This window comes from Labrys sp. E2SS-1L (assembly GCF_057073705.1).
Map to the genome: position 1 here is coordinate 303,430 of NZ_CP172712.1, position 16,462 is coordinate 319,891.

The window sequence follows — 16,462 nt, forward strand, 5'->3', positions numbered from 1 at the left end:
TTTCCCCACGCTTTTCGTTTCCAAGAGCCGGCAGGATGCCGGCGGTCCCAGGAAGTATCATGCTCACCACCCCCTTCACTCGCTCCGACTGGGAAGCCAAGGCCGCAGCCCTCAAGCCGGAAGGCCGTGCCTTCATCGACGGCCGCTACGTTCCCGCTCTTTCCGGCAAGACCTTCACCAAGACCTCGCCGATCGATGGCCGGGTGATCGCCGAGGTCGCCGATTGCGGCGCCGAGGACATCGAGGCAGCGGTAAAAGCAGCCCGCACCGCCTTCGAGGACGGGCGTTGGCGCTTGAAGCCGCCAGCCGAGAAGAAGCGCATCCTCCTGCGCTTCGCCGAGCTTGTCCGGGCCGATCTCGAGCATCTCGCCTTGCTCGAAACCCTCGATGTCGGCAAGGTCATCGGCAATTCACTCGCGGTCGACGTGCCCTTCTGCGCCGATTGCATCCAGTATTACGCCGAGTTCGCCGACAAGAGCTTCGACGAGGTCGCGCCAACCGGGCCCAACGATCTCGGCATCGTCAGGCGCGAGCCGCTCGGGGTGATCGGCGCCATCGTGCCCTGGAACTATCCGCTGATCATCACCGCCTGGAAGATCGGTCCGGCCCTGGTGGCCGGCAATTGCGTGGTGCTGAAGCCGGCAGAGCAGTCGCCGCTCTCGGCGCTGCGCCTCGGCGAACTCGCCCGGCAGGCCGGCCTGCCCGACGGCGTGCTCAATGTCGTGCCCGGTTTCGGCGAGAAGGCCGGCAAGCCCCTGGCATTGCATCAAGACGTCGACATGATCTCCTTCACCGGCTCCACCGAGGTCGGCAAGCTGATGCTGCGCTATGCCGGCGAAAGCAACATGAAGCGCGTGGCGCTCGAATGCGGCGGCAAGAGCCCGCATGTGGTGCTCGCCGATGCCGATCTCGACGCCGCCGCTTCCGGCATCGCCTGGGGCATCTATTACAATCAGGGCGAGACCTGCCATGCCGGCTCGCGCGTGATCGCCCATGCCTCGATCAAGGACGAACTGGTCCGCAAGATCGGCGAGGTCGCGGCGCAGCAGATCCCCCTCGGCCATCCGCTCGATCCCGCCGCCCAGATGGGTGCCCTGGTCGAGAAGGGCCATATGGAGCGCGTGCTCTCCTATATCGACATCGGCACGAGGGAAGGCGCTACGGTTGCCCATGGCGGCAGCCGGGTGATGGCGGAGACCGGCGGCTATTATGTCGAGGCCACCATCCTCGACGGCGTCGAGCCGCAGCACCGCGTCGCGCGCGAAGAAATCTTCGGCCCGGTCGTGGTCGTCAGCACCTTCACAGACGAAAACGAGGCGCTGCGCATGGCCAATGATTCCATCTACGGCCTCGCAGCGGCGGTATGGACCGGCAATATGAACGCCGCGCATCGCTTCACCTCGGGCATCCGCGCCGGCACGGTGTGGGTGAACTGCTTCGACCGTTCCTCGCTCGCCACGCCCTTCGGCGGTTTCCGGCAATCGGGCTTCGGCCGTGACCGTTCTCCGCACGCCATCGAGAAGTACATGGACTTCAAGACGGTGTGGACGGCGTATTCCTAACTCCGGGTGCGCGGACGTCCCGTCCGCATCTTGGAAACGCAGCACTCGATATTGAGGAAGAGGCGGACGGGACGTCCGCGCACCCGGAGAAGAACATGAAAATCACCGGCATCGAGATCACCCACCACCGCCTACCCCTCGACCCGCCTTTCCATGCGAGCTGGGATTCCAAGCCCCGCACCGCCTTCGACGCCACCATCGTGCGTGTTTCCACCGACGAGGGCCTCACCGGCTACGGCTCGGGCGACACCATGACCGGTTTCGAGGACCATGAGCGCTTCTTCATCGGCCAGGATCCGATGGCGATCGAGCGCCATTACCGCATCCTCTCCAACATCCAGTTCCATTACGGCCGCTGCTGGCCGCTGGACCTGGCGCTGTGGGACCTCGCCGGCAAGATCACCGGGCAACCGGTGTGGAAGCTGCTCGGCGGCCTCTCCAACAAGGTCGCCGCCTATGCCTCCTCCGGCACGCTGCGCAAGCCCGAGGAGCTCGCCGACGCAGCTGAGATCTATCTCGGCCAGGGCTTCAAGGCGCTGAAGATCCGCTTTCATCGCGGCGACTGGCGGGCCGACATCAAGGCGCTGGAGGCGGTGCGCGGGCGCGTCGGCAGCCGGCTCGACCTGATGGTCGACTGCAACCAGGGCTGGCGCATGTCCTGGGACGCCTATGCGCCCTGGACGCTCAAGGACGCGATCCCCGTCGCCCGCGAACTCGAACGGCTCGGCGTCTACTGGATGGAGGAGCCGCTGCACCGCTCCGACCGGGAGGGCATGCGGCGCCTGCGCGAAATGGTCGACATCCGCATTGCCGGCGGCGAGATGACGCGCGAGCTCTACGAATTCCGCGACCTCATCCGCGACGGCTGCCTGGACGTGCTGCAGCCCGATGCCGCCCTGGTCGGCGGCATCACGGGCCTGCGCCGCATCGCCGCGATGGCGGCCGAGAACAATCTCACCTTCACGCCGCACACCTGGACCAACGGCATGGGGGTCGCCGCCAACTGCCACCTGACCGCCGGCCTCGCCGACGCGCCCTTCATCGAGTTCCCCTACGACCCGCCGGAATGGAGCCTACCACGCCGCGACTTCATGATGGCCGAGCCCCTGGCGGTCGACGGCGAGGGCATGATCACGCTGAGTGAGGCGCCCGGCATGGGCTACGCGCTGGACGAGACGATGCTGGCGAAGACGCGGGTCGGCTGAGGCTTTCGCCGAAAAACGGCCCTTGATTCCGCCGGGTAGCGCTGCCCCTCACCTGTATCCTCTCCCCGCAAGAGCGGGGCGAGGAGGGCATCGGCGTCGGGCTTCATGCGGAAATCGACTCACCTCGCCCAACCGTTGAGCGAGACGCAGTGCGGCAAGGAGATCCACAACATTTGCGTCCCCTCGCCCCGCTCTTGCGGGGAGAGGATAGAGGTGAGGGGCTACGCCACCGACCAAACAGCTCCTGTTGCCGCGTGCCTCCGCTCCTACCGCCCCCGATGCCGGGACAGCACCAGGGTCGCTCGCGCCCTTATGCCGGGAAAGCGGGTGTTCACCCCGCTCCAGCGCCAGAACAGCCGGTTGCCGCGCCGCCAGGCCGTCACCGTGCCGCCGTCGATGCAGGTACCGCGGCCATAGCGGATATGCTCGCGGTAGCGCACAATGGCACCGTGCTGGCTGCGCCGGATCAGCACCCCGCCGCAATGCAGGCTGGGATAGTCGATGCGGGCGTTGCCCTGGCCGTCGAGGATGAGATGGATGCGCCAGCGGCTGGGCGGCGCGCCACGCTCGCTCTGCACGCCGGTGCCGACCCAGGCAAGATGGCGCTTGGCCGGCGGCGCGGCGGCGACAGCCGGAACCGTCGCGGCGGCAAACAGGAGTAGGAGGACAAGGCGGAGCATGGACTTCATCATCCTTGCCTAGCCAGCCCCTTCAACCTAGGCAAGGCGGTGTCGGCGCGGCCCGCAAAAGGATAGGCTCGCCCCACAATAGCGGGGAAAACCCATCATGGCCGTTGCTGACGATTTCAGACGGATCGCCCTGTCCCTGGGCGGTACCAGCGAGGCGCCGCATTTCGAGCGTACCGCCTTCAGGGCCGTGCGCATCTACGCCACCCTCGCTCCCGACGGCCTCGGCGCCAATCTCCTCTTCACGCCGGAAGAGCAGGAATTCAAATGCCTGCTCGCCCCGGATGTCTTCCGCCCTGTTGCCAATGCCTGGGGTCGGCAGGGCTGGACCACGCTTACTCTCTCAGCCGCCAGCGAAGCGGAATTGCAGGATGCGCTGGCGATGGCGTGGCGGCACGGTGCAGCCAAGAAGAAGAAAGGCTGATAGCAGCTTCCCTGCGGCTCCATCGCCGCTCAGGCCGTCCGCAGCCGCGCCGCGCGCGCCTCCCACCAGACCAGGCCGAGGCTGGCGGCGACGATCAGGGTCGCGCCGGCGAAGACGTGGGGCTTGGGCACATCCTGCCAGAGGAGATAGCCATAGATGAAGGCCCAGACCAGGCCGGTATATTCCACCGGCGCCAGCGCCGAGGCCGGTGCGTAGCGATAGCCCTCATAGAGCAGGTACTGGGCGATGCCGGAGACGAGGCCGAGGCCAAGCATCAGGCCCCAGCCCATGGCATCCGGCGTCTTCCAGATGAAGGGCAGCGCCGCCCCGCACACCAGCACGAACAGGCCCGACGTGGCGATCATCTGGTTGGCCGTGCTCTCGGAGCGGTTGATCAGCCGGATCAGCACCGTGCCCCAGGCCCAGCAGAAGGCGGCGAACAGCACCATGGCGGCCGGCAGGAAATCGGGCCGGCCCGAGGGATCGGCCGCGACGATCACGCCAAGGAAGCCGGCGATCACGGCAAGCCAGCGCGCGACGTTGACCTTCTCCTTCAGGATCAGGATGGAGAGCACGACCGCCATCACCGGCGCACCGAAATACATGGTGGTGAGATCGGCCAGGCCCAGATAGCGCGAGGCATTGTAGAAGCTGAGCCAGGCCACCAGCAAAAGCAGGCCGCGCGAGGTCAGCGCCCATTTGTTGCGACTCTGCCAGATCGGCGGTTGGCCCTGGCGCCAGGCGATCGCCATGCCCACCACCAGGATGACGACCGAGCGCAGGAACAGGATCTGCGGCACCTCATAGCTCGCCACCAGCCATTTGACGGCGGCATCCTGGATGGCGAACAGGCAATAGCCGACCGAGGCCAGCGCGATGCCGGTCAGAGGGCGTGAATCGGGGGGAGTAAGGGGGGGCATGGAGGGGTACGCGAGGCAGCAACGCAGAGCTGATAGAGGGGCTATAGCACCGTCCCCGGCTCGAGGCGAGCGAGAGCCCTGTGCTCAGATGTCGCGATTCGGTGGAATCTTCCTGGCAAGATCCAATACGGTTCGCTTAAACATCTTCCGGATTTGCACGACCCTTGTCATTGCCGGGCCCAACCCGGCAATCCAGCATCTTGCGGTCGGGGCTTGAAGATAGCCCGGTCAAGCCCGGCTATGACACATCGAAGCGTTTTTCCTTTCAGTGAACCGCATCGCGCCAAAACCAGCGGGTGTCGCCGTTCGCGAACCGAAACGTCGTGACCCGCAGACGCCTCTCCTCCTGTGGCACTAACCTCCATGCGTCATCATGCCCCTCGTCCAGGTCGCGCGTAGAACATTGAGTTCAGCCGAACCGGATGATGTAAGAGGATGCGATTTTCTCCCGATCGCCGCGATCAACGGGGTTCGACATCATGGACAGGCGCTGGCTGCCGCTGAACGCTTTGCGGGCCTTCGAGGCAGTGGGGCGGCAAGGCAGCTTCACCGGCGCCGCCCAGAGCCTGCTGGTCTCCCAAAGCGCCGTCAGCCGCCACGTCATCGGCCTGGAAGACTTCCTCGGCGTGCCCCTGTTCGACCGCAAGCCGCCGCAGCCGGCACTCACCGAAGCCGGCAGGCGCCTGCTGCCCGTGGTGGAGAAGGCCTTCGAGCGCATCGACACCACGCTGGAGGAGATCATGCGCGAACGGGGCGAGCCGCAGCGTTCCCTCCGCGTGCTGCTGCCGACGACCTTTGCCCAGCGCCTGGCCGTGCCGATCCTGCGCCATTTCCGGGCCGAATTCCCCGACCTCAAGCTCGACATCGATTCCCGTCCGGTGCCCGGCAATGCCGAGCGCGAGGCCGACGTCGCCGTGATCTACACGCCGCCTCGAGTGGCGCCGCAGGTGCTGGACCTGCTCTGGATGGTGAAGCTCACCATCCTGTGCCATCCCGACGTCGCAGCGCGAGCCGCCAAGACCGACATCGCCGGCTTCCTCGCCACCAATGACCTCCTGCACGTCAAGCTCGACAGCCGCCCTCCCGCCTTCCTGTGGCAGAATTTCGCCCGGGCCGCCCATGTCGCGCCGGGATCGCTCGACCGTGGCCTCATCTTCGATACCGCCCAACTCGCCGTGCAATACGCCCTATCGGGCGAAGGCCTGGCGCTGGTCGATCCCGTGCTGTTCGAGGACGAGATCCGGGCCGGCCGCCTGGTGCGGCCCTACGATATCCATGTCGACGACGGCTATGGCTATTACCTCTCCATCCATCCCGACGACCTCGACCGCCCGGAGATCGCCCTGTTCCGCTCCTGGCTGATCCGCCGTTTCTCGCGCCCGCCCTTCCTCGGAGACGGCACGCCGCCAGCCAGTTGATCCGCCTCCTCCCATACACCGCGTCCAACACCCTCCTGCCACGAGTTCGCTGCCTTGCGTTCCCCCTACGCTTCCATCGCCGCCCTGCTGGTTGCCGTCGCCGGCGTATTGGCCGGCAATGGCGTTCTCACCACTCTTTTGCCGGTGCGCGCCGAGCTCGAACATTTCCCGGCGCTGGCCATCAGCCTGATGGGCTCGGCCTATTTCGGCGGCATGCTCGCCGGCGCCTTCCTGACGCCGCGCCTGGTGCAGCGCTTCGGCCATATCAAGGCCTTCGGCCTGTCGTCGATCTGCGGGGCGGTGATGATCCTGGTCGCCGGCACCCTGGTCGAGCCGCATGCCTGGGTGGTCATCGGCTTCCTGCGCGGCTTCTTCCTGGCCGGCATCTACGCCATCGTCGAAAGCTATCTGCAGGGTAAGGCGGAGAACCGCATCCGCGGGCGCCTGCTCGGCCTCTATTCCATCACCCAATATGGCGGCTGGGCGATCGGCAACCAGTTCATGCGGCTGGGCGATCCGGCTGCCTTCACCATTTTCGGCATCGCTGCGGCCGTGGTCATCGTCTGCCTCGCGCCGCTGCTGCTGATCGAGGATGGCCCACCGCCCAAAGGCACACGCCGGGCCGGCATGCGTCTTCTCTGGCTCCTGCGCACCACGCCGGTCGGCTTCGTCTGCGCCACGCTGATCGGCTTCGCCAATGGCCCCTTCTGGTCACTCACTCCTGTCTACGCCACCAAGCTCGGCATGGACGGGGTACAGACCGGCACGCTGATCTCGGCCATTACCCTGGGCTCGGCCGCCTTCCAGTTCCCGGTCGGCCGGCTCTCCGACGCCTTCGACCGGCGCAAGGTGCTGATCGGCCTCACCGCCCTGACCGCCCTGGTCGAGATCGGCATCTACTGGTCCGGCAAGCTCCTGGTCGGCTGGCCCTTCGTGATCACCGGCTTCGTGCTGGGAGGCATCATCTCCACGCAATATTACGCAAGCTCGGCCTATACCAACGACATCACCGGCCGCGAGAATGCCGTCGGTGTCGCCTCCGCCTTGCTGTTCCTCTACTGCATCGGCGCCGTGCTCGGCCCGATCACGGCCTATTATGTGATGCACTGGCTCGGCGATCCCGGCCTCTATCTCCACAATGCCGGTATTCACGCCGCCATGGCGGTGTTCATCCTGCTCAGGGTGCTGAGGAGCCCGGGACGGGACAAGGCTGACACGACAACGATCTGATCGGTCTCTCACAAAGATCACCTTCTCCCCTTGCGGGAGAAGGTGCCGCCAGGCGGATGAGCGGTCTCATGATCCTATGCCGGTGTATCGGCTCGCCTCATCCGGCGCTTCGCGCCACCTCTAGTCAACTCAAGAGAGTTAACGACACCCGCAAGGCGAGAAGGCCTGTCGCACCCCCGACTTCGCCATCCCTACCAATGCGCCGCCACTGCCGCGCAGCCGATCAGGCCGGGCGTGGGATGGGTGATCAGGCGGATCGGGATCTCGCGCAGGAATTTCTCCAGCGGACTCTTGGCCTCGAAGGCGGCGCGGAAGGCGGCCTCGTCCATCAGCGGCGAGAGCTTCTGCACCACGCCGCCATAGAGGAAGACGCCGCCCTTGGCCGCGAACATCAGGCCGACATCGCCGGAAAAGCGGGCGAGATAGTCGAAGAACAGATGCGTGGCCTCCACCGCCACCGGATCGGCCCCCGCCACAGCCGCCGTGCCGATCTCGGCGGCGCTGCGCTCGGCGGGATGGCCGGCCAGGGTGGCGAGCGCGGTATCGATGCGCTGCAGGCCCGGGCCCGACAATACATGCTCGCCCGAAACGCGGCCGATCTTGCCGCGGATGAGTTCATGCGCCTTGGCCCAGTTCCCGGATGGCGCGCCGATCTCGGCATGCCCGCCCTCGGACGGCACCGCGATCCAGCGCGAGCCGCCGCGCACCAGGGCGCCGACGCCCAGCCCCGTTCCCGGTCCGAGCACCGCCATATTGCCACCGGCCACGGCGGTGGAGACGCTGCCGATCACCGTGGTGTCGGCCTGCGCCAGATGCGGCAAGGCATGGGCGACGGCCTCGAAATCATTGATCACGTCGAGGCGGGCAAAGCGCAGCTCCGCCGCCAGGGTCGGCGGATTGAACAGCCAACTCTGCCGGTTGGTCGGCCCGACCATCTCGCCCGCCACCGGCCCGGCTATGGCGACGACCCCGGCATTGGGCCGTTCGCCGACATCGGCGATATAGGCTTCGATCGCCTCCCGGAAGGTCGGAAACCGCTTGTTCTCGTAATGCCGCTCGCTGCGATAATCGGTGCGGCCCTGAACGACGAGGGCAAACCGGCTGTTGGTGCCGCCGATGTCGCCCAGCAAGGTCAGGTCTGTCATGAGAATCCGTCTTCTTGGTTGTTGCCTATGGCGTTTTACGACTTGATCGGGGCAGCAAGATGTAGCGCCTGCCTTCCTCGCGTCAAAGCCCTTTGAAGGATCGAGCCCGGATCAATCCGGCCGCCCTTCGTGCTGGCGCCAGGCCGGCCCGATCACCGGATGGGCCTGCAGGGTCTTGTACAAGGTCCGGAAAGCCGGCAAGGCCCGCGCCTGTTCATGCCAGCCGGCGATCATGGCGGCATAGACGTCGACGATGGTGACGATATCGCCGAGCAGGAAAGGCCCGACCATCTCATTGGCGAGCAGGGTGAAGATACGGTCGGAATCCCGCTTGGCCGCTTCGGCGACCGCGGCCTTCGCCGCCTCGCTGCCATCGGCCGTGAAGCGATCGGAATAATAGGTCCTCAAGGCCGCCGGATAGGCGTTGGTCGCCAGGAACATCAGCCAGCGCAGCGAGATGGCGCGCGCCGTCGAGCCCGCGGCCGGCAGCAGGCCGGCACCGGCGGAGGCTTCGTCGATGGTGAGCAGGATCGCCGCCGTTTCGGTCAGCACCGTGCCGCTGGGCAGAATCACCGCCGGGACCTGCGCGGCGGGGTTGACAGCAAGGAAATCGGGGGCCTGCTGCTCGCCCTTGTCGGTATCGATCAGGATGCGCTCGGGCGTGATCCCCGCCCAGGCAAAGGCGACGTCGACCACCAGGGAACCGGTGCCGGGACACCAATAGTGCCGCCATTGCCGCATCGCGTCCTCCTCCCGAGCCTTATACTTGCCGTTGTATTGTTAGGCTGGATTCGCCGTCATTGCGAGTTCCGCCAATTCGCGGGATTGGCGGAGCTCGCAATGGCAGCCCCATGATCGGCACATATGAGACGCGACGGAGTGCCAGGCCTCGTTCAGAATCCCTTGATGATTTCCTCGACCATTTTCTTGGCATCGCCGAAGAGCATCATGGTGTTGTCCTTGAAGAAGAGCTCGTTTTCGACGCCGGCATAGCCCGAGCCCATGCCGCGCTTGATGAAGAGGACGGTCTTGGCCTTCTCGACATCGAGGATGGGCATGCCGAAGATGGGCGAGGCCGGGTCGGTCTTGGCGGCGGGGTTGGTGACGTCGTTGGCGCCGATGACGAAGGCGACGTCGGCCTGGGCGAACTCGGCATTGATGTCCTCGAGCTCGAACACCTCGTCATAGGGCACGTTGGCCTCGGCCAGGAGCACGTTCATGTGCCCGGGCATGCGGCCGGCGACGGGGTGGATGGCATAGGAGACGTCGACGCCCTCTTCCTTGAGCTGGTCGGCCATCTCGCGCAGGGCATGCTGGGCCTGCGCCACCGCCATGCCGTAGCCGGGCACGATGATGACCTTGCCGGCATTCTTCATGATGAAGGCGGCATCGTCGGCCGAGCCCTGCTTGACCGGACGCGTCTCCGGGCCCTTGCCGCCGCCGCCGGCCGCCGCCGCATCCCCGCCGAACCCGCCCAGGATCACCGAGATGAAGGAGCGGTTCATGCCCTTGCACATGATGTAGGACAGGATGGCACCGGACGAGCCCACCAGCGCCCCGGTGATGATCAAGGCAAGGTTGCCCAGGGTGAAGCCGATGCCGGCCGCCGCCCAGCCCGAATAGGAGTTGAGCATCGAGACCACCACCGGCATGTCGGCCCCGCCGATCGGGATGATGATCAGCCCGCCCAGCACCAGCGAGGCGATGACGATCAGCCAGAACAGGGTGTGGCTGGCCGAGAGCACGAAGGCGATGATCAGGGCGACCAAGAGCGCGGCCAGGGCCGCATTGATGACATGGCGGCTCGGCAGCAGGATCGGTGCACCCGACATGTTGCCGTTGAGCTTGGCGAAGGCGATCACCGAGCCGGTGAAGGTGATGGCGCCGATGGCCACGCCCAGCGACATCTCCACCAGCGACTGCGCTTCGATCTCCCCGCCATGGGCGATGCCGAAGGCGGCGGGGGCATAGAGGGCGCCGGCGGCCACGAACACCGCGGCCAGGCCCACGCCCGAATGGAAGGCGGCCACCAATTGCGGCATCGCCGTCATCGCCACGCGCCTGGCCACCACGGCGCCGAGCCCGCCGCCGACGGCCAGGCCTGCGACCACCAGCAGCCAGCCCGACACGCCCGAGGGCGGGGACACTGCCAGCGTGGTCAGCACGGCAAGGCCCATGCCGATCATGCCGAAGCGGTTGCCCTGGCGCGAGGAGGTCGGCGAGGACAGCCCGCGCAGCGCCAGGATGAACAGCACGCCGGCGACGAGATAGAGGAACTGGGTGAGATTCACGGACATGGACGCTTCCTCACTGGCCGGCGCCGGCGGCCGAAGAGGCCCCGGTCTTCTTGGTCTTGTCGGCGGTCTTGTCCTTGGGCTTGTACATGGCCAGCATGCGCTCGGTGACCAGGAAGCCGCCGAAGATGTTGATGGAGGCCAGCACCAAAGCCAGGAAGCCGAAGCCGCGGGCCCACCAGGGACCGCTCTCGTCCCCGGCCAAGGCGACGCCGACCGAGAGCAGGGCGCCCACCACGATCACCGAGGAGATGGCGTTGGTCACCGACATCAGCGGGGTGTGCAGGGCCGGGGTGACCGACCACACCACGTAATAGCCCACGAAGATGGCGAGCACGAAGATGGCGAAGCGGAAGACGAAGGGATCGATCGCCCCGCCGGTGGCGGCATGGGCCACGCCTCCCAGCGTGGCGGCGAGCTGGTCGGCATAGTCCTGGGCGTGTCTGGCGGCCTCGCCGGCAGCCTGCGCCGCGGCCTGGGCCTTGTCGAGAAGCTCTTGGGGCGTGTCGGCCATGTCGGTCTCCCTCGATGGGATGGATCTGATTGGGGGCGGACCTTCAGATCCGCCTCTTGATGAGATGCAGTCCGTTCCAGGCGGGGCCCTGCTCCATCTCTCGATGGAGCTGAAGACCCGCCCGCCAAAGATCCGTCAGGCCGGCTGGGGCTGGAAGGAAGGATGCACCACCGCCCCGTCCTTGGTGAGGAGGGTGGCCTTGACCAGTTCGTCCTCCCAATTGGGCGCCAGCGTCTTTTCCTTCTTGTCGACCAGCGTCTCGACGAAGGCGAAGAGGTTGCGGGCATAGAGCGAGGAGGCGGAGGCGGCCAGGCGGCCGGGTACGTTGAGATGGCCGATGATCTTGACCCCGCCCGGCGTGACCACGACCTCGCCGGGGCGGGCGCCCTCGACATTGCCGCCGCGCTCGACGGCCAGGTCCACCAGCACGGAGCCGGGCTTGAGGCTGTCCACCATCGCGGCCGAGACCAGGCGCGGGGCGGGCCGGCCGGGGATCAGGGCGGTGGTGATGACGATGTCCTGCTTCTTGATGTGCTCGGCCACCAGGGCGGCCTGCTTGGCCTGGTACTCCGTCGACATCGGCTTGGCATAGCCGGCCGCGGTCTCGGCCTGCTTGAACTCCTCGTCCTCGACGGCGACGAATTTGGCGCCGAGCGAGGCGACCTGTTCCTTGGCGGCCGGGCGCACGTCGGTGGCGGTGACCACCGCGCCCAGGCGCCGTGCCGTGGCGATGGCCTGCAGGCCGGCGACACCGGCGCCCATCACGAAGACCTTGGCGGCGGGCACGGTGCCGGCGGCCGTCATCATCATCGGAAAAGCCCGGCCGAACTCGGCACTGGCGTCGATCACCGCGCGGTAACCGGCAAGGTTGGCCTGGGAGGACAACACGTCCATCACCTGCGCCCGGGTGATGCGCGGCATCAGTTCCATGGCGAAGGCCGACACGTTCGCCTGCGCCAAAGCGGCCAGCGCCTCGTGCTGGCCATAGGGATCCATGATGGCGAGGACCAGGGCGCCCCTGGGATAGGCGCCGAGCTCGTCCGCCCGCGGGCGGCGCACCTTCAGCACAATGGCGGCCCCTTCCAGCGCTTCGGCATTGGAAGCCACCACGCTCGCTCCGGCCGCCGCATAGTCCTCGTCCGTGATCCCGGAGGCCAGCCCCGCACCGCTCGCGACCCGAACCGCCGCGCCAAGCGCAAGCAGCTTCCTGACCGTGTCGGGCGTCGCGCCAACGCGAGGTTCGCCGGATTCAACTTCTGCCGGGACAGCTATGCCGATCATGATCGCTCCTCGCACAGGGCTGCAGGGATATGCAGAGAGGTCGCTCCGGTCTACGCCGGGATCGTTCGCCGAGAGCATTTTCCAGAAAAGCCGATAGACTTCTCGTTCAAGAAAACGCGTAAAAACAAATAGCTAGGTAAAAAGTGCGATTCGGAGAAATCGCGTTTTGCTCCAGGGGACGCGGCAACAGGCTCCCGCCCTCATGGAGCGGTCGCAGGTCCGGCCATGTCCCCTGCGGCAGCCGCCGCTTCAGTGGGAGAGGAGCAGCAGGATCAGAAGTCCCAGGATCAGCACGAGGGCGCCGGGCTTCCAGCTCCAGCTCTTCACCGCCATGCCGAATACGGTGGCGATGGTCGACAGGATCGCGATGATCGAGCAGATGCCCCAGCGGCCGCTGGTGCCGCCGATGGCCAGCGCAACCACGATGCCCAGGGTCCAGGCCATTCCGATCGCGGAAAAACGCAGGAACCCCTCATAGGTGTTCTTGTGATCGGAAAAGTCGTGCGCGGTCATCGTGTCGTGATGTGCTTCGGCCATTTTCATCCCCAGAATTGGATAAAGGGGCTTTAACCCGAAGAGCCGCTTTATGCAATGCGGCGATTTGGTGGCAGGCCCCGGCCGCCGGCGGCGTCCGTATCAATACCAGGCATCGGGCATGGCAGCCTTGCGTTCGGTGACGAAAGCTTCCAAAGCCTCGCGCTTATCCGTGTCGAGGGGCGGCGCCTCATAGGCCTCCAGCATCGCCTTCCACTTGCGGTTGGCGCGCTGGACGATGTCGTGGCTGCCCTCTTCGCTCCATTGCTCGAAGGAATTGTTGTCCGAGAGCGGGAAGTCGTAGAAGGCGGTTTCATAGTTGCGCATGGTATGGGCGCTGCCGAGGAAATGCTTGCCCGGCCCAACCTCGTGAAAGCCGTCGAGCGCGAAGGCGTTCTCGTCGACGGGCATGCCCCGCGCGAAGGTATGGAAGGCGCCGAGCTGGTCGGCATCGATCACGAATTTCTCGTAGGACATCGCCAGGGCGCCTTCGGCCCACCCAGCCGCATGCAGGATGAAATGGGCCCCGGCCAGGAAGGCCGGCCACATCGAATTGGCACTCTCATAGGCGGCCTGGGCGTCTGGGATCTTGGAAGCGCACAGATTGCCGCCGCAGCGCAGAGGCACGCCGAGCCGGCGCGCCAGCGCGCCGATGCCGAGATAGCCGAGCGCCGGTTCCGGCGTGCCGAAGGTGGGGGCACCGGATTTCAGCGACATCGAGGACAGGAAATTGCCGAGGATGGCCGGCGCGCCCGGCCGCTCGAGCTGGGTGAGGGCCACGCACATCATGGCTTCGGCGAAGCATTGCGCCAGGGCGCCCGCCGTGGTCACAGGCCCCATGGCGCCTCCGAGGATGAAGGGCACGCACACGGCCGCCTGATTGGCCCTGGCATAGGTGCGGATGACGCGCGAGGCCTCCCCGTCCAGCACCAAAGGCGAATTGGTGTTGACGTTGCCGAGGATGACGCAGTTGGCGTCGACGAAATCAGCCCCGAACAGCACGCGGCACATCTCGATGGAATCGGCGGCCCGCGGCGCCGTCGTCACCGAGCCCATGAACGCCTTGTCCGACAGGGTCATATGGGCCAGCACCATGTCGAGATGCCGCTTGTTGACGGGCACGTCGACCGGCTCGCACACCGTGCCACCGGAATGATGCAGCCAGGGCGTCAGATAGGCGAGACGGACGAAATTGCCGAAATCCTCCAGCGTGCCATAGCGCCGGCCGCGTTCGGCATCGGAAACGAAAGGCGAGCCATAGGCCGGCGAGAACACCGTATTGGGCCCGCCGATCACCACCGAGCGCTCGGGATTGCGGGCGTGCTGGACGAAACTCGCCGGGCAACTCGCCTGGATGATCGAGCGGACCAGGCCGCGTGGCGGGCGGATGCGCCAGCCATCGGTCTCGGCGCCAGCCTTGCGGAAGAGGTCGACGGCTTCCTGGTCGCCGCGGATCTCGAAGCCGACTTCCTCGAGGATGCGGTCGGCATGCTCCTCGATGCGGATGAGAGCTTCCTCTGACAGAATCTCATAGGGTGGAATCCGGCGGGTGATGTAAGCGGGCGCCGCCGGCCCGCTGCGCGCCCCGCGCCGTCCCGAACGGGCTCGCCTCGTCTCGGTCCCTGCTTCCGCCCCCATCGCGCCACTCCTGAATTGGACAGGGCGATGCTAGCCGGACGAAAATGTCTCAAAGACTGAAACCAGACATTCCCTGTTCTACAGGCGACAGTTTCTGCCCGCTCAGTGCACCGGCGAGATGATGGTGACGGAATGATCGAGCGAAAGCCGCCGGATGGCGAGTTCGGCCGCCATGACATTGTCGAGCCCGGTCAAGGTCGTCTCGGCCTCATCACCCTTCGCCTCATGGCGGACTTCCAGCGTGCCGAAGCCGCGTTCGATGCCCTTGCGCTCAACGCCCAGAATGGCCCTGCCGGAAAGGGCCTCCTCGACGCCGTTGCGGATGGAGATCAGCACCAGGCGCCGGTCGGTGATCAGCACCACGCGGTCCTTGGCCCGCCGATAGGCGGCCCAGGGGGCGCAGACGAGGTAAAGGCCGAACAGGAAGGCCGGCACGGCGAGCAGGCTGAACAAGGCCGGCAGGATCAAGGAGCCGCCATTGTGGACGGCCTGCCAGACGGCAGCGAGACAGGCCCAGGCGATCGGCAGGCTGAGCACGGCGAGCAGGACGCCGGCCCCGAGGGTCGGCAAGGCATTGCGCGCAGCCTCGCGCGGGTCAGGCGCGGTGACGTAGACAATCGGCTCGGCGGGCGCCAATGCCTTCACGGCCGCGCGTCGCGCCGCCTCGCTCAGCCTCAACAAGCCAGACATGGTTCTTTCCGGTCCAATTTACCTGTCACCCAATTTGCTTGTCGTCCAATTCGCTTGTCACTTGGGCCATCTGGCCATAAAAGACCGGGCAACAGGGCCCCATCTCACACGGTTTGAACACAATGGACAAGTTCACCACGCTCACCGGCGTCGCTGCGCCGCTGGAAATCATGAACGTAGACACGGACATGATCATCCCCAAGCAATATCTCAAGACCATCAAGCGCACGGGCCTCGGCGCGGGCCTGTTTTCCGAGATGCGCTTCAACGATGACGGCAGCGAGAATCCGGATTTCGTGCTGAACAAGCCTGCCTATCGCGAGGCCAAGATTCTGGTTGCCGGCGACAATTTCGGCTGCGGCTCCTCGCGTGAGCATGCCCCTTGGGCCCTGCTCGATTTCGGCATCCGCTGCGTGATCTCCACCTCCTTCGCCGACATCTTCTACAACAACTGCTTCAACAACGGCATCCTGCCGATCGTCGTCTCCGAGTCCGATCTCGAAAAATTGTTCGACGATGCCCGGCGCGGCGCCAATGCCACGCTGACGGTGGATCTCGAAGCCCAGGAAATCCACGGCCCGGATGGCGGTAGCGTCAAGTTCGACATCGATCCGGCCCGCAAGAACAAGCTGCTCAAGGGCCTCGACGATATCGGCGTGACCATGGAGAAGACCCCCTCCATCTCTTCCTTCGAGCAGAAGACGGCCGCGGCACGGCCCTGGATCTGAGCCTGTCGCGTACGGCCGGGCAACCGCCCGCGAGAACACTTCAAATGCGCGCCCTGCTCTATGGCGAGGCGCGCATGCAACTTCCTGTGGCATCACGAACTCTTGCCGATTACCGCTGATGACGTTGGGAAACCGCCTCTAGAGCCGGAATTCTGAACGTCCTTATTGTACCGGATAATGAAGAATTAACGAT

16 protein-coding genes are annotated in these 16,462 nt (G+C 65.9%); 6 read left to right on the forward strand and 10 right to left on the reverse strand.

What is annotated here, in order from left to right; translation table 11 throughout:
- Positions 1-59 precede the first annotated feature (59 nt).
- Both ACIGJE_RS01430 and ACIGJE_RS01435 read left to right on the forward strand, forming a co-directional pair.
- Positions 60-1,562, forward strand: coding sequence for an aldehyde dehydrogenase (locus tag ACIGJE_RS01430; RefSeq protein WP_483679136.1), 1,503 nt, complete (start codon positions 60-62; stop codon positions 1,560-1,562).
- Between the two features lie 95 nt (positions 1,563-1,657).
- Complete coding sequence (locus ACIGJE_RS01435) at positions 1,658-2,767, forward strand: mandelate racemase/muconate lactonizing enzyme family protein (protein WP_415086228.1); 1,110 nt, start codon at positions 1,658-1,660, stop codon at positions 2,765-2,767.
- A 266-nt stretch (positions 2,768-3,033) separates the two neighbouring features.
- On the opposite strand, the gene ACIGJE_RS01440 is transcribed toward ACIGJE_RS01435, so the two are convergent.
- Positions 3,034-3,447 (reverse strand): hypothetical protein, encoded by a 414-nt coding sequence (locus tag ACIGJE_RS01440; RefSeq protein ID WP_415086226.1) that lies wholly within the window; start codon positions 3,445-3,447, stop codon positions 3,034-3,036.
- A 106-nt stretch (positions 3,448-3,553) separates the two neighbouring features.
- Between ACIGJE_RS01440 and ACIGJE_RS01445 the strand changes: the two genes are divergently transcribed.
- Entirely contained in the window at positions 3,554-3,877 is a 324-nt protein-coding gene (locus ACIGJE_RS01445; protein WP_311932713.1) for an MmcQ/YjbR family DNA-binding protein, read from the forward strand.
- 29 nt (positions 3,878-3,906) lie between these two features.
- Here the strand turns inward: ACIGJE_RS01445 and ACIGJE_RS01450 are convergent, their stop codons facing one another.
- Positions 3,907-4,797, reverse strand: coding sequence for a DMT family transporter (locus tag ACIGJE_RS01450; protein WP_311932712.1), 891 nt, complete (start codon positions 4,795-4,797; stop codon positions 3,907-3,909).
- Positions 4,798-5,276: 479 nt separating this feature from the next.
- Between ACIGJE_RS01450 and ACIGJE_RS01455 the strand changes: the two genes are divergently transcribed.
- Together ACIGJE_RS01455 and ACIGJE_RS01460 are read left to right on the forward strand one after the other, a co-directional pair.
- On the forward strand, positions 5,277-6,215 hold the full coding sequence (locus ACIGJE_RS01455) for a LysR substrate-binding domain-containing protein (RefSeq protein WP_311932711.1): 939 nt from the start codon (positions 5,277-5,279) through the stop codon (positions 6,213-6,215).
- 54 nt (positions 6,216-6,269) lie between these two features.
- Positions 6,270-7,445 carry an MFS transporter gene (locus tag ACIGJE_RS01460; protein ID WP_311932710.1) on the forward strand — a complete coding sequence of 392 codons (1,176 nt, stop codon included), beginning with the start codon at positions 6,270-6,272 and terminating at the stop codon, positions 7,443-7,445.
- A 191-nt stretch (positions 7,446-7,636) separates the two neighbouring features.
- On the opposite strand, the gene ACIGJE_RS01465 is transcribed toward ACIGJE_RS01460, so the two are convergent.
- The 8 genes from ACIGJE_RS01465 to ACIGJE_RS01500 form a co-directional block, all read right to left on the reverse strand.
- Entirely contained in the window at positions 7,637-8,590 is a 954-nt protein-coding gene (locus tag ACIGJE_RS01465) for a glucokinase (RefSeq protein WP_367626408.1), read from the reverse strand.
- A 111-nt stretch (positions 8,591-8,701) separates the two neighbouring features.
- Positions 8,702-9,331 (reverse strand): glutathione S-transferase family protein, encoded by a 630-nt coding sequence (locus ACIGJE_RS01470; protein WP_311932708.1) that lies wholly within the window; start codon positions 9,329-9,331, stop codon positions 8,702-8,704.
- 152 nt (positions 9,332-9,483) lie between these two features.
- Positions 9,484-10,887, reverse strand: a complete 1,404-nt coding sequence (locus ACIGJE_RS01475) for an NAD(P)(+) transhydrogenase (Re/Si-specific) subunit beta (RefSeq protein WP_483678843.1) — start codon at positions 10,885-10,887, stop codon at positions 9,484-9,486.
- Between the two features lie 10 nt (positions 10,888-10,897).
- The gene (locus tag ACIGJE_RS01480; RefSeq protein ID WP_068299804.1) at positions 10,898-11,398 is read right to left on the reverse strand and encodes a proton-translocating transhydrogenase family protein; all 501 of its coding nucleotides are present in this window, start codon (positions 11,396-11,398) and stop codon (positions 10,898-10,900) included.
- 135 nt (positions 11,399-11,533) lie between these two features.
- The gene (locus tag ACIGJE_RS01485; RefSeq protein WP_483680310.1) at positions 11,534-12,676 is read right to left on the reverse strand and encodes a Re/Si-specific NAD(P)(+) transhydrogenase subunit alpha; all 1,143 of its coding nucleotides are present in this window, start codon (positions 12,674-12,676) and stop codon (positions 11,534-11,536) included.
- Positions 12,677-12,928: 252 nt separating this feature from the next.
- Positions 12,929-13,216, reverse strand: coding sequence for an aa3-type cytochrome c oxidase subunit IV (locus ACIGJE_RS01490; RefSeq protein WP_082980274.1), 288 nt, complete (start codon positions 13,214-13,216; stop codon positions 12,929-12,931).
- 99 nt (positions 13,217-13,315) lie between these two features.
- Positions 13,316-14,851, reverse strand: coding sequence for a trimethylamine methyltransferase family protein (locus ACIGJE_RS01495; RefSeq protein ID WP_415086924.1), 1,536 nt, complete (start codon positions 14,849-14,851; stop codon positions 13,316-13,318).
- A 102-nt stretch (positions 14,852-14,953) separates the two neighbouring features.
- A complete protein-coding gene (locus ACIGJE_RS01500; protein WP_311937548.1) occupies positions 14,954-15,541 on the reverse strand; it encodes a hypothetical protein in 588 nt (195 codons plus the stop codon).
- A gap of 122 nt (positions 15,542-15,663) precedes the next feature.
- Here ACIGJE_RS01500 and leuD point away from each other — a divergent pair, with 122 nt between their 5' ends.
- On the forward strand, positions 15,664-16,269 hold the full coding sequence (leuD, locus tag ACIGJE_RS01505; RefSeq protein WP_483679137.1) for a 3-isopropylmalate dehydratase small subunit: 606 nt from the start codon (positions 15,664-15,666) through the stop codon (positions 16,267-16,269).
- Positions 16,270-16,462 lie beyond the last annotated feature (193 nt).